This window comes from Nocardia anocheti (assembly GCF_029675105.1).
GTDB lineage: Bacteria > Actinomycetota > Actinomycetes > Mycobacteriales > Mycobacteriaceae > Nocardia.
This window is the reverse complement of sequence record NZ_JAQQFV010000013.1, coordinates 148941-161882: the sequence shown is the minus strand read 5'-3', so window position 1 is coordinate 161882 and position 12942 is coordinate 148941. Positions and strand designations below refer to the sequence as shown.

Genomic DNA, 12942 nt, shown 5'->3' with positions numbered 1-12942 from the left:
GCCTTCGTCAACACGACCATACACATCGCTAGTGATGTGTATGGTCGGTGGATGACCGCTGTTCCTCCGCGTCCCAAGCATCTCGATTCTCCGATGCTGCCCAGGATCTTCAAGATCATGGGGAAGACGCAGGTGTGGGTCTATCGGCGGACCGGTGGGCGCGTCGGGGGGAAATGGCGTGTGGGGGCGGGGTTTCGGAAGCCGGTGCCGACCTTGTTGCTCGATCACCGGGGACGCAGGTCGGGAGCGGTGTACACGACGCCGTTGCTCTACCTCGTAGACGGCGCGGACACGGTCGTCGTCGCCTCGCAGGGCGGGCTCTCGACGCACCCGCAGTGGTACCGGAACCTGTGCGCCACACCGGATACGCACATTCAGATCGGACGCACCCTCCGCCCGGTGCACGCCGTCACCGCCGACCCGGAGCAGCGGGCACGGCTGTGGCCCTTGCTGCTCGCGGCGTATGCCGACTTCGAGCACTATCAGGCGTGGGCCGACCGCGAGATCCCCGTCGTCATCCTTCGCCCGCGGACCGATCCAGACCGCTGATCAGCGGTTGTCCAGGTGGGCGCGGTCGGCGGCTCGGGTGCCCGCGTCCCAGCCGTCGGTGCTGCGGATGGTGATGCCCCGGGTGTGGGTGGTGGGGAAGTAGGTGGTGAGGGCCTGGGTGATGCGGGTGTCGTGGGCGGCGAGGAGGGGGAGGAGGGTGGTGGGGTCGGGGGAGTGGGCGATGGTGGATTCGGTGGCGGTGGACAGGCGGTCGCCGATGCGGGTGGCGTAGGCGGTGAGGAAGGCTTTGCGGTAGGCGCGGGTGCGGGATTCCTCGGTGTCGGGGGCGGTGTCGATCATGGTGCGGGTGGCCTGGACCAGCAGGGAGGTGGCCAGGAGTTCTACCGCGTCGAGGTCGGGGTCGTCGCCGATGAGGGTGACGAAGCCCCAGTCGGCGGCGAAGACGGCGCGGGCGCGGTTGGCGCGGGTGACCTGGTCGACGAGCAGTGCCTTGGCGTCGGTGTAGGGGGTGTCGAGCCAGAGGCGGCGGGCGCCGGGGAGGGTGGTGTCGCGGGTGTGGTGGGCCAGGACGGCGCGGTCGATGGCGTATTTGGTCATCAGTTCCTGGGCCTTGGCGGAGAGGGCCTCGGCTTCCTCGGGGAACGAGGTCGACTCGGCCTTCGCGAGCAGGCCGCGGACTCGACCCAGAGTCTTCTCGTCCACGTGCTCGTGGCGTGCGGCGGGTAGCGCGGTGCCGGGGAGCGGACGGATCGGTTCGAGGCGGGGAAGCTGGAGGAGCAGGGCGAGGGCGTCGAGGATCGCGGAGAGCGCCTCCTCGCCGGAGAGCATCGCGCGGTCGGCCCACTGCACCGGATGCGGACGGTCGGTGGTCCACCAGACGGTCGCGTTCACGGCATCGAGCTGGCTCTGCCAGGTTTCATCGACGGTGGCGGGGTCGAAGGGCGCTCGGTGCTCGGCCATCAGATCGGTCAGGTAGCCGGTCGCGAACTCGTCCACGCGGCGGCGGGCGGCCTGGTGGACGTCCATGGGCAGCCAGCCGGTCTCGAAGGCGTGCGCGATCAGCCGTCGGCTCGCCCGCGCCGTGCCCTCGGCCACGTCGGTGGTGAGCGAGCCCGGGCCGCCGAGGTGCTGGACGAAGCGGCGCACGCTCGCCTTGTCGCCGCGGGCGGTCGCCAGCGCGGCGGTCGTGAGCGATTCGGCGATCGCCGCCGGGTCGCCTGCGATGGCGTCGGCGTCCAGCGCCGGTCCCGGCACGGCTTTGCGGCCGGTGCGGCGGCGGCGATTCTGCTTGCCCACGGTCCTCCTCGGCGATCGGCATCAGCGCCCATTGTCCCGGTAGCGATACTGCGGACGATCACGTGGTAGGTCGTAGGACAACACCCTTCCGGGCGACGGCACGCACGGCCGGACCGGCGCCCCGCGGCCGCGGCCACACGGGGTGTGCTCCGCCGCGCGAGCGGATGATGTTCGCGCGGAAGGGAATCGGTGGCGAACGGTGTCGGGTGGTCGGCTCGGCGCCTACAGTGAGTCCATGAGCTATCGGGGGATGCTGGCCGCGGAACGCGCGGAGATGATCGAACTACTGCGCGGGCTCAGCGAGGAGCAGTGGGAGACGTCGTCGCTGTGCGCGGGATGGCGGGTGCGGGAGGTGGTCGGACATCTGCTCACCGACACGCTCGGCCCGCTGGCCTACCTGCGCACGACGATCGCGCATCGGGGGTCGGTCGATCGGATCAACAACGCCCTGGCCGAATCCTTCGCCGCGCTGCCCACGGCCGAACTGGTCGACAGATTCGCGCATCGCTCCGGACGGCTGTCGAAGTACGCGCCGCGGCTCATGCTCGCCGACCTCATGGTCCACCAGCAGGACATCCGACGCCCGCTGGGTCTGCCCCGCGCCATCCCGGCCGACCGCCTGAGCACGGTCCTTTCCCACCCGGACCCCTTCGCCTTCCCGGGCACACGCACCAAGGGCCTGCGCTTCGTCGCCACCGACATCGACTGGTCCTCGGGTGACGGCCCGGACGTGCGCGGGCCCGGCGAGGCGCTGGCCCTGGCCATGGTGGGGCGGACGGTGGCCCTGGACGAACTCACCGGCGACGGAGTCCCCGAACTCCGCCGCCGGTGCGGCTGATCTACTTCAGCAGCGGCGAGTCGAGCTCGTGCACCAGCCAGCGGCCCCGGGCGTCGGTGCGAACCCTGTCCGCACCCGCCGACAGGACCTGTAATCGGTTCCTGCTCACTGGGATTGGATGTGACGCCGAAGGGGCGCCGGGGATATCCGATGCAGGTGGCCGCCGGTGGTGCCGGGCACCCGGGTGACACGGACCTCACCCGTGCCGACCGGTGGCGGCGACCGGGGTGCAGACCTACTAGTCTGATCACGTGAGTCTTGTGCTGTTGCCCGCCGTCGATGTCGCCAATGGGGAGGCCGTGCGCCTCGTGCAGGGAGAGGCCGGTAGCGAAACCAGCTACGGCTCCCCCCGGGACGCGGCGCTGGCCTGGCAGCAGGCGGGTGCCGAATGGGTGCACCTGGTGGACCTCGACGCCGCCTTCGGCAAGGGCAGCAACCGCGATCTGATCGCCCAGGTGGTCGGTGAACTCGATGTGAAGGTCGAGCTCTCGGGTGGCATCCGCGACGACGACTCGCTGCGGGCGGCGCTGGCCACCGGCTGCGCGCGGGTCAATATCGGCACCGCCGCCATCGAGAACCCGCAGTGGTGCGCCAAGGTGCTCGGCGAGTACGGCGACCGGATCGCGGTCGGGCTCGACGTCAAGCAGATCGACGGTGAGTGGCGGCTGCGTGGGCGCGGCTGGGTCACCGACGGCGGTGACCTGTGGGAGGTGCTCGAGCGCCTCGAACGTGACGGGTGCTCGCGCTACGTCGTCACCGACGTCTCCAAGGACGGCACGCTCACCGGCCCCAACCTGGAACTGCTCAGCGAGGTCGCCAACGCGGCCGAGGCGCCGGTCGTCGCCTCCGGTGGCATCTCGGTGCTCGACGACCTGGTCGCCATCGCCGGACTCACCGAGGACGGCGTGGAGGGCGCGATCATCGGCAAGGCGCTCTACGCGGGCCGGTTCACCCTGCCCGAGGCCCTGGCCGCGGTGCGCTGACCGCCCCGATGACCGCCGCACCGAGCACCGCCGAACTGACCGACCTGCTGGCCGTGGCCACGCAGGTGCTGGACGCGACCGTCCCGCGTTTCGTCGAGGGTGTCGGGGCGCCGAGCGCGGTCACCAAGGGCCGCAACGACTTCGCCACCGAACTCGACCTCGAACTCGAACGCACCATTTCCGCCGAGCTGCGTCAGCGCACCGGCATCGCGGTGCACGGCGAGGAGTTCGGCGGTCCCGCCCTGGCCGAGGGCACGGCCTGGGTGCTCGACCCGATCGACGGCACCTTCAACTACTCCTCCGGCCACCCGCTCTCGGGCACCCTGCTCGCGCTGGTGCACGAGGGCGAACCGGTGATCGGCCTGACCTGGCTGCCCGTGCTCGGGCGCCGCTACAGCGCGGTCGCGGGCGGACCGCTGCGGCTCGACGGCGCCGTGCTGCCGCCGCTGGTGCCCGGCAAGCTGGCCGACGCGATGATCGGCTTCGGCGCCTTCAACCTGGACTCGGCGGGCCGCATCCCCGGACAGTTCCGTTTCGACCTGCTCGGCGCGCTGAGCAGGCTGTCCTCGCGGGTGCGCATGCACGGCTCGACCGGCATCGACCTGGCCTTCACCGCCTCGGGCGTGCTCGGCGGGGCGATCGTGTTCGGGCACCATCCCTGGGACAACGCGGCGGGCGTGGCGCTGGTGCGCGCGGCGGGCGGGGTGGTCACCGACCTGGCCGGGCGGCCCTGGACCATCACCTCCGGCTCGGTGCTGGCCGCGGCGCCCGGGGTGCACGAGGAACTGCTGGAAATGATTTGCACGGTCAGCGACGAAGAACGAGGCTGAGATCATGACATCGCGTACCGACGAACGCGCGGGCAGCGCCACCGCGAGCACCCTGGCCGTGCGGGTCATCCCGTGCCTGGACGTGGACGCGGGCCGCGTGGTCAAGGGCGTCAACTTCCAGAACCTGCGCGACGCGGGCGACCCGGTGGAACTGGCCGCGACCTACGACGCCCAGGGCGCCGACGAGCTGACCTTCCTCGATGTCACCGCCTCCACCGGCGACCGCGGCACCATGCTCGACGTGGTGACCCGCACCGCCGAACAGATCTTCATCCCGCTCACGGTCGGTGGCGGCGTGCGGACGGTCGAGGATGTCGACCGGCTGCTGCGCGCGGGCGCGGACAAGGTGTCGGTGAACACCGCCGCCATCGCCCGGCCCGAGGTGCTCTCGGAGATGTCGCAGCGCTTCGGCTCGCAGTGCATCGTGCTCTCGGTCGACGCGCGTACCGTGCCCGACGGCCAGCCCGACACCCCGTCCGGCTGGGAGGTGACCACCCACGGCGGCAAGCGTGGCACCGGCATCGACGCGGTCGAGTGGGCCATTCGCGGTGCCGAGCTCGGGGTCGGGGAGATCCTGCTGAACTCGATGGACGCCGACGGCACCAAGGCCGGTTTCGACCTGCCGATGATCGCGGCGGTGCGCGCGGCGGTGAAGGTGCCGGTGATCGCCTCCGGCGGCGCGGGCAAGGTCGAGCACTTCCCGCCGCCGGTGCACGCGGGCGCCGACGCGGTGCTGGCCGCGAGCGTCTTCCACTTCGGTGACCTGACCATCGGCCAGGTCAAGGCCGCGATGTCAGCGGACGGCATCACCGTCCGCTGACGCGTCGGCTCAGGACCCGCTGCCGCGCAGCCGGGCCAGGGCCGCCTCGGGCACGACCTCGTTGGGCAGCACGAAGCCCTGGGTGCCCGCGGGCTGCAGGAACACCGTGTCGCCCACGACGATCACCTTCTTGATGTCGGCGTAGCGGTTGGTCACCTGGCCGCTGGTCTGCTCCAGCTGCATGGCGTCGCGGGTGTAGCGGGCGGTGATCCGGTGGCCGGGACCGGCGACGGCGGTGAACTTCGGGTGCACCCGGGCCAGCTGCCAGGCGGTCGCCAGGCCGACCACCACGAGCTCGAAACCGAGCACGATGAAGAAGGCGCCGAACATCTCGCCGATCTCCGCGTGGCCGCCGTCGGAGAGCAGTTTGATGGTGCCGCGGATCAGCAGGAACGCCGGAAGCACCAGCAGGAAAGCCCATTTCGCGGGCAGCCGGAAGGTGACCAGCGCGGCGCCGCGACTCACCCGACGGGCGGTGCGGTCGTCGCAGACGTAGGTGACCTCGATGGTGTCCCCGTGCTGCTGGACACCGCCGCCGGGCGGGAACTGCTGCTGTTGGCTGGGCTGCGGCGCGAAACCGCCCTGAGCGGGGTAGCCGGGCTGCTGCGGCGGGTAGCCGCCCTGCTGAGGGTAGCCGGGCTGCGGCGGGTAGCCACCCTGCGTGGGATAGCCGGACTGGTACTGCGGCTGTGGATGGCCCGGCTGCTGATAGGGCGGCTGCGGGTAGCCGGGTGGTGACGGCTGATACGGCTGTTGCGGATGCACGAGATCCCCCTCCATGAACTGACACTCGTCGTCGCGAATCGTAAACAACCCTGTTCGGGACTGTCGAATCAGCGCGGACCGCTCATCGACGTGATTCGGCGGTGATCAGGGTCCGCACGACATCGCCGGTGCTGCCCTGGAAACGGTCGATCCGGTGGTCGGCGCACAGCCGGGCAATGGGGGAGGTCGCGAGAAAGCCGACCCCGCCGTGCAATCGGAGACAGCGGTCGATCACGCGGCCCGCCGCCTCGGTGCAGAACAGGGCGGCCGAGGCGGCGTCGGCGGTGGTGAGTTCGCCGCGGTCGTAGGCGGTGACGGCGCGGTCGACGACGGCCTCGACCGCGTCGGTCTCGGCGCGGCAGGCGGCCAGCTCGAACCCGGTGTGCGGGAAGGGCGCCGGTGCGCGGGATCGATCGCGCTGGCGGGTGTGGCGGCGGGCGAAGCGGATCGCCGCCTTGGCCTGCGCGCAGGCGTCGATGGCCAGCGACAGCCGTTCCAGGGGCACCTGCGCGGCCAGCGCGGCCAGGCCGTGGTGTGGGGCGCCGAGGCGGTCGGTGGCCGGGACCCGGACGTCGGTGAAGGTGAGTTCGGCGGTGTCGGAGACCGTGCGGCCCACCGTGTCCAGGGCGCGTCCGAGCCGGTAGCCGGGGGCGGTCGCGTCGACGACCAGCAGGGTGAGCCCGTATTCGGGGTCGTCGTCGCGCGGGGGCGCGGTGCGCGCGCACACGATCACGCGGTCGGCGTGCACTCCGCCGACGACATAGGTCTTGGAGCCGTTGAGCAGGTATTCGGTGCCGTCGGCCGACAGCGGCGCGGTGGTCCGCATACCCGCGGCGTCGGTGCCGGTGCCCGGTTCGGCGACGGCGAGGGCGAACATGGTCTCGCCGGTGACGGCGCCGGGCAGCCAGCGGCGCCGCTGGTCGACGGTGGCCAGGCTGGTCAGCAGCGGGAGGCACCGGGTGGTGTGGGCGCCCGCACCGCCGAAGGACACCGCGGCGCGGGCGATCTCCTCGGCCAGCACGGTCCGGTAGGTGAGCGAAGTGCGCCCGGCCCCGCCGTACTCGGTGGGCACCTCGAGGCCGAGCACGCCGAGTTCGCCCAGCCGGTAGTAGAACTCGCGCGGGACCAGGGCCTCGGCGTGCCAGCGGCCGAAGCCGGGCACGACCTCGGCGTCGATGAAGGCGCGCATCGCCGTGCGGAAGCGGTCGTGCTCGGCGTCGAAAACTGTTCTGCGCATGGGGTTCTGCCTTCTGCGCGCGGGTGCGCGCGGTCGGGACGGGCACCACCGCGGCGACCGGCCGCGCCCCCGTGGACGGAGGCGCGGCCGGTGCGCGGTGGCTGCCGGTGTTCCTACTTCGCCGGTGCCGGGACGGCCGGGTCCTTGCAGTAGGCGCCCAGGTCGGCCGGGCAGGGGGCGAGGATCGTCGAGAAGTACTGGTAGGCCGAGAACACCGCCAGCGGACCGCCCACGGTGATCAGACCGACCATGGTGCCGACCGCGCCGAGGGTGGCCGCGCCGAGTACACACCCGGCGACGGTCGCCCCGACCCAGGGCACCAGCAGCACGATCACCGGGCTGGCGATGGCCGCGCCCGCCGCGCCGCCGACCAGACAGCCGATGCCGCCGCCGAGCACCGCGCCGATGATGGCGCTGACCGCACTGCCGATGGTCAGGCGCTGGGTGAACATGCCCAGCGCGGTCTGGTCACGGGGCGTGAAGGATTCGGCGACCTGGCGCACGGCGGTGTCCTGGCTGATCAGGTCGGTCGCCGCGGCCACCGGGGTGCCGCCGTCACGTGACGGGGTGAGGGTCGCGGTGCCGCCCTCGATGCTGGCCGCGATGGGGAAGACCTTGTCGTCCATCCGATACGACAGCGGGAGGGCGGCGACCGGGATGTCCCCGGCGGTGGTGATCACCAATTGTCCGTCCACCAGACGCAGCGTGCCGTCGGTGGTGACGACGGCCGCGTCACCCTGCCTGCTGACCTCGTAGCGGACGTCGGTGCGCGGGGGAGTCGGTTCGGCGTGGCCGGTGCCCGCGCCGACGCACAGGGTCAGTGCCGTCAGGGCGGCGGTCGCGAGTGTGGTGGACATTCTCATGGGTGATCCTCATCGATCGGGGTGTTCGTACGGGGAGCCGCGACGCCGGATCGCGCCGCGGGGGAGTCAGCGGCCAGCGGTGTCGATCAGGCCGTCGGCGAGCGACCAGTGCTCGCCGGAGAAGGTCTGGATGCCGACGGCCTCGATCGGATAGCCGTCGCCCGCACCGGTTTTCATCGTGATGCCGGGCAGCATGAGGTCGGCGGCGACACCGTCGAGCGAGCGCATGGCGTCACGCAGGCCCTGGCGGGTCGGGCAGGTGGCGGCCTCGAAGGTCTTGCGGAAGCTCTCGGCCATCGCCCAGCCCGCCATGGTGTGCTGGTTCTCCGCGTCGACGCCGGGCGCGTACTGGGCCAGCTTCGACTTGTAGGTCCGCATGCCCTCGTCGGTGGCCCAGCGCGGGTCGGCGGCGTCCTTGAGGAAGGCGGCGCTCACCGTGCCCTGCACATTGGCCAGACCCACCGGCCGCAGCGTCGCCATGGTGTTGGACACCTGGGTGAGCACGTGCAGCGGGTTCCAGTCGGTATTGCGGGCGTCGGCGGCCAGGGCCTGCGAGGCGAACTTGGGGGTCGCGAAGTTCAGCAGCACATCGGCTTTCGCGTTGGCGAGGTTGCGGACCTGCGCGTCGACGGTGGGGTCGGTGACCTCGAAGCTCTGTTCGGCCACGATCCGGACGCCGCTGCCCGCGATGCCCTCGGTGAACGCCTTCAGCAGGTCCTTGCCGAAGTCGTCGTTCTGGTAGAGCACCGCCACGGTCGCGTTCGGCCGCACGGTTTTCACGTGCTGGGCGTAGGCGAGACCTTCGGTGCGGTAGCTGGGCTGCCAGCCGATGGTCCACGGATGTTCGGTGTCGGCACCGAATTCGGTGGCACCCGAGGCCACGAAGATCTGCGGCACCTTGCGCTGGCCGAGGTAGTCGCGCACCGCCGAGGAGGTGGCGGTGCCGAGGGTCTGGAAGACCGCGAACACCTGATCCTGCTCGACCAGGCGCCGGGTCTCCTCGACCGTCTTGGGCGGCTGGTAGCCGTCGTCCCGGACCAGGTATTCGACCTTGCGGCCGCCGATCCCGCCCTGTTCGGCGTTGACGTAGTCGAAATACGCCTGGATGCCCTTGGGAATCGCGCCGTAGGCCGAGGCCGGGCCCGACAGCGGATACACTCCGCCCAGCTTGAGGGTGGTGTCGGTCAGGCCCGTGGTCTGCTGACCTCGGCAGTCGCCCTGGCCGACCGTGCCGGTCTCGCCGCCGCGACCACCGCAGGCGGTGAGGGTGGTGAGCGCGGTGAGCAGCGCCGCCGTCACCCCGAGGGTGCGGATTGTCCTAGTGCGCATGGATTTTCCCTTTCCGGAGACGATGTCCGAGCCAGTGCGCCGCCTGGGTGGCCAGACCGGCCAGCCCGCGGGGCGCGAGGTACATGACCGCGATGATCAGCAGTCCGAAGACCACGCCGGGCGCGGCCTGATTGATGTCCTGGGCGAGGCTGGGCACGAACATCACGAACAGCCCGCCCAGCAGCGGACCCCAGGTGGTGCCGAGTCCGCCCACGACCAGTCCGGCGAGCAGGGTGATCGACAGCGTCACCGCGAAGGAGTCCGGGGAGACGAACGCGATCACCCAGGTGTAGACACAGCCCGCCACCCCGGCCAGCAGCGCGCTCCAGGCGAAGGCGAGGGTCTTGTAGTGGGCCAGGTTCACCCCGAGCACCTCGGCGGCGATCTCGTTGTCGCGCACCGCGTGCAGGGCGCGGCCCACCCGGGAGCGCAGCATCCCGGCGACCAGGACGAAGCTCACCACGGTGGTGGCCAGGGCCAGGAAGTACAACCACTGGTCCTCGGCCAGCCCGGTCCGCTCCGGCGGGACCGGCTTGGTGACGGTGAGACCCATCGATCCGCCGGTGAGGCCGTCGAAACGCTTGAGCAGCGGCACCAGGAAGATGGCGATGGCCAGGGTGACCAGGGCCAGGTACAGGCCGCGCAGGCGCAGGGCGGGGATGCCGAGCGCGAATCCGAGGACGAAGGTGACCGCGGCGGCGATCGGGATCGTCGCGAGGTAGGGCAGGTCGCCGTGCTGGATCGCGATGGCGGCGGTGTAGGCGCCGACAGCGAAGAAGGCACCGTGGCCGAGCGAAATCTGCCCGGTGTGGCCGACCAGCAGGTTCAGGCCGAGCAGGGTGACCGCGTAGATCATGGCCATCGCCAGCTGGAAGGTGTGGAAGGGCACCAGCTGGAAGGGGGCCGCGACGGCGGTCACCAGCAGGGCGGTGATCGCGACGGCGGGCAGCGGGATCGCGCGTAGCCGTGCGGTCACGGTGGTCGGTCGCGGGGCGACCGGGGTCGTCGTTTCGGAAGTCGTCGTACTCATACCCGCTCCACCGCCGCGTGTCCGAACAGACCTTGCGGGCGCACCAGCAGCACGCCCAGGATGATCACCAGCGGCACACCGATCTTGAGTTCGGTGCCGATCGCGTCGACATAGGCGCCGGTGAGGGTTTCGGCGACGCCGACGATGAGACCGCCCGCCACCGCGCCGCCGGGGGAGTCGAAGCCGCCCAGGGTCGCCGCCGCGAAGGCGTAGATGAGAACGCCGCCCATCATGTTGGGTTCGAGGAACAGCAGCGGCGCCGACAGCACGCCCGACACCGCGCCGACCAGTGCGGCCAGACCCCAGCCGAGCGCCAGGACGGTGCCCACGCGGATGCCGACCAGCCGCGCCGAGGACGGATTGCAGGCCACCGCCCGCATGGCCAGCCCGATACCGGTGAACCGGAACAGCACGTACAGCAGGGCCATCACGACGGCGACCATCGCGAAGATGCCCAGACTGCCGTAGCCGACACTCACCCCGCCGATCCGGATCGCGCCCTCGGGGAACGGATTCGGGAACGGTTTGACCTGATAGGACCAGATCCAGCCCGCCACGGCGTGCACGGTGAAGAACAGGCCGACGGTGACGATCACCAGGGTGATCTCCGGCGCCCCCTCGACCGGGCGGATGATCACCCGTTCGATGAGCATCCCGGCGGCGAAGGAGATCGCCAGGGTGAGCGGCAGGGCCGCCCAGAACGGCATCACCTGGCTCAGTTGCCAGGCGAGGAACGCCGAGAACATGGCCAGCTCGCCCTGGGCGAAGTTGACGATGCCGGTGAACCGGTAGATCAGGACCAGGGCCAGCGCCAGACCGGCGTAGATGGCGCCCGCCGACAGGCCCTCGACGAGTTGCTGCGCGAATTCGGTCACGGCCGCACCCGGATTCCCAGATACGAGCGGGTGACCTGCTCGTCGGACCTGATCTGTGCGGCGGTGCCGGACAACACGATCCGGCCGGTCTCCAGCACGTGCGCCTGATGCGCGATACCCAGTGCCAGGTGGGCGTTCTGCTCGACGACGATCACCGTGGTGCGTTCCTCCTCGTTGATGGTGTGCACGATCCCGAACAGCTCCTGGGTGACCAGCGGGGACAAGCCCAGCGAGGGTTCGTCGAGCAGCAGCACGCGCGGCCGCAGCATCAGGGCCCGGCCGACGGCGAGCATCTGCTGCTGACCGCCGGACAGTCCGCCCGCCGCCTCGCGGCGCTTCTCGCGCAGGATCGGGAAGTAGTCGTAGACCCGGCCCAGGTCGGCCTCCGTGCCGGAGCGGTCTCGGCGCGAGGACGCGCCCAGGCGCAGGTTCTCCTCGACGGTGAGCGGGCCGAAGGTGCCACGGCCCTCGGGCACATGGGCGACGCCGAGCCGGGCCATGGCCTCCGGGGCCTTGCCGGTCACCTCGGTGCCCGCCAGCCGCAGCGTGCCGCGCACCTTGACCATGCCGCACAGGGCGCGCAGCAGTGTGGTCTTGCCCGCGCCGTTGGGGCCGAGGATCGCGCACACCTCGCCCTGCTCGACCGAGAAGCTCACGCCGTGCAGCACGGTCGCGGCGCCGTAGCCCGCGCGCAGATCCGAGACGGTGATCATGCTGTCTCCTCCTGGCATGCTCGGGCGGCCTGCGTGGTCACGCTCCGCTGCCGCCTCCGGCTGCTGACCGCTCATGCCGCGACCCCCAGGTAGGCCCGGATCACGGCCGGGTCCTGTTGCACCGCTTCGGGTTTCCCCTCCGCGATGACCCGCCCGAACTCCAGGCAGACCACGCGGTCGCAGGTGCCCATGACGAAGCCCATGTGGTGTTCGACCACGACCACGGTCAGCGCCAGCTCGTGCTGTAGGGCGCGCAGGCGCTCGGCGAACTCGTCGACCTCGCCGTGGCTCAGGCCGTTCACCGGCTCGTCGAGCAGCAGCAGCCGCGGCCGGACCGCCAGGGCCCTGGCCAGTTCGATGCGTTTGAGGGTGCCGAAGGGCAGGCCCGCCGCCGGATGGTCGGCGACGGAGGTGAGGTCGAGGCGGTCGAGCAGGGCGTCGGCCTCGGCGCGCAGTGTGCGTTCCTCGCGGCGCACCCTCGGCAGGCGCAGGCCCGCCGAGATGAAACCGGCACCGGCGCGGTGATGGGCGCCGACGAGAATGTTGTCGCGCACCGACAGCCGGGGGAACAGGCCCAGGTTCTGGAAGGTCCGGGCGATGCCCAGGCCCGCCAGCGCGTCCGGGCGGACCGAGGCCAGGTCGGTGTCGCCGAAACGCAGGGTGCCCGAGGTGGGGCGGTAGCGGCGGGTCAGGCAGTTGAACAGGGTGGTCTTGCCCGCGCCGTTCGGCCCGATCAGGCCGACCATCTCGCCGGGGGCGACCGTGAACCCTACGTCCTGCAGGGCGGTGATGCCGCCGAAGCGCACCGTCAGGTTGGTTATCTCGAGCATGCGCCGAGACTAAAATCACAGGT

General features: G+C 71.1%; 14 protein-coding genes. 5 read left to right on the top strand and 9 right to left on the bottom strand.

Features of this window, described 5'->3' with window-relative positions:
- Positions 1–51: 51 nt before the first annotated feature.
- Complete coding sequence (locus QC180_RS28710; protein WP_278265980.1) at positions 52–549, top strand: nitroreductase/quinone reductase family protein; 498 nt, start codon at positions 52–54, stop codon at positions 547–549.
- Here QC180_RS28710 and QC180_RS28705 read toward each other — a convergent pair whose 3' ends face one another.
- Positions 550–1806 carry a DUF2786 domain-containing protein gene (locus tag QC180_RS28705; RefSeq protein WP_278265979.1) on the bottom strand — a complete coding sequence of 419 codons (1257 nt, stop codon included), beginning with the start codon at positions 1804–1806 and terminating at the stop codon, positions 550–552.
- 235 nt (positions 1807–2041) lie between these two features.
- On the opposite strand from QC180_RS28705, the gene QC180_RS28700 reads away from it, so the two are divergent.
- The 4 genes from QC180_RS28700 to hisF all read left to right on the top strand — a co-directional run bounded on the left by QC180_RS28700 (position 2042) and on the right by hisF (position 5277).
- Positions 2042–2644: a maleylpyruvate isomerase family mycothiol-dependent enzyme gene (locus tag QC180_RS28700; protein WP_278265978.1), complete on the top strand. Its 603-nt coding sequence runs from the start codon at positions 2042–2044 to the stop codon at positions 2642–2644.
- Between the two features lie 251 nt (positions 2645–2895).
- The gene (gene priA / locus QC180_RS28695) at positions 2896–3627 is read left to right on the top strand and encodes a bifunctional 1-(5-phosphoribosyl)-5-((5-phosphoribosylamino)methylideneamino)imidazole-4-carboxamide isomerase/phosphoribosylanthranilate isomerase PriA (protein WP_278265977.1); all 732 of its coding nucleotides are present in this window, start codon (positions 2896–2898) and stop codon (positions 3625–3627) included.
- Positions 3628–3635: 8 nt separating this feature from the next.
- Positions 3636–4457 carry an inositol monophosphatase family protein gene (locus QC180_RS28690; protein WP_278265976.1) on the top strand — a complete coding sequence of 274 codons (822 nt, stop codon included), beginning with the start codon at positions 3636–3638 and terminating at the stop codon, positions 4455–4457.
- A gap of 4 nt (positions 4458–4461) precedes the next feature.
- Positions 4462–5277 carry an imidazole glycerol phosphate synthase subunit HisF gene (hisF, locus tag QC180_RS28685; protein ID WP_278265975.1) on the top strand — a complete coding sequence of 272 codons (816 nt, stop codon included), beginning with the start codon at positions 4462–4464 and terminating at the stop codon, positions 5275–5277.
- Between the two features lie 9 nt (positions 5278–5286).
- On the opposite strand, the gene QC180_RS28680 is transcribed toward hisF, so the two are convergent.
- The 8 genes from QC180_RS28680 to QC180_RS28645 form a co-directional block, all read right to left on the bottom strand.
- Positions 5287–6057, bottom strand: a complete 771-nt coding sequence (locus tag QC180_RS28680) for a hypothetical protein (protein ID WP_278265974.1) — start codon at positions 6055–6057, stop codon at positions 5287–5289.
- 67 nt (positions 6058–6124) lie between these two features.
- Positions 6125–7279: an acyl-CoA dehydrogenase family protein gene (locus tag QC180_RS28675; protein ID WP_278265973.1), complete on the bottom strand. Its 1155-nt coding sequence runs from the start codon at positions 7277–7279 to the stop codon at positions 6125–6127.
- 113 nt (positions 7280–7392) lie between these two features.
- Entirely contained in the window at positions 7393–8136 is a 744-nt protein-coding gene (locus QC180_RS28670; protein WP_278265972.1) for a DUF8020 domain-containing protein, read from the bottom strand.
- Between the two features lie 72 nt (positions 8137–8208).
- Positions 8209–9471, bottom strand: a complete 1263-nt coding sequence (locus QC180_RS28665) for an ABC transporter substrate-binding protein (RefSeq protein ID WP_278265971.1) — start codon at positions 9469–9471, stop codon at positions 8209–8211.
- Positions 9461–10501 (bottom strand): branched-chain amino acid ABC transporter permease, encoded by a 1041-nt coding sequence (locus QC180_RS28660; RefSeq protein ID WP_278265970.1) that lies wholly within the window; start codon positions 10499–10501, stop codon positions 9461–9463. Before QC180_RS28660 ends, QC180_RS28665 begins: the two co-directional genes overlap by 11 nt.
- Positions 10498–11376 (bottom strand): branched-chain amino acid ABC transporter permease, encoded by an 879-nt coding sequence (locus QC180_RS28655; RefSeq protein ID WP_278265969.1) that lies wholly within the window; start codon positions 11374–11376, stop codon positions 10498–10500. The genes QC180_RS28660 and QC180_RS28655 overlap by 4 nt, the downstream gene beginning before the upstream one ends.
- A complete protein-coding gene (locus tag QC180_RS28650; RefSeq protein WP_278265968.1) occupies positions 11373–12089 on the bottom strand; it encodes an ABC transporter ATP-binding protein in 717 nt (238 codons plus the stop codon). Before QC180_RS28650 ends, QC180_RS28655 begins: the two co-directional genes overlap by 4 nt.
- A 71-nt stretch (positions 12090–12160) precedes the next feature.
- On the bottom strand, positions 12161–12919 hold the full coding sequence (locus QC180_RS28645; RefSeq protein WP_278265967.1) for an ABC transporter ATP-binding protein: 759 nt from the start codon (positions 12917–12919) through the stop codon (positions 12161–12163).
- Positions 12920–12942: the final 23 nt, after the last annotated feature.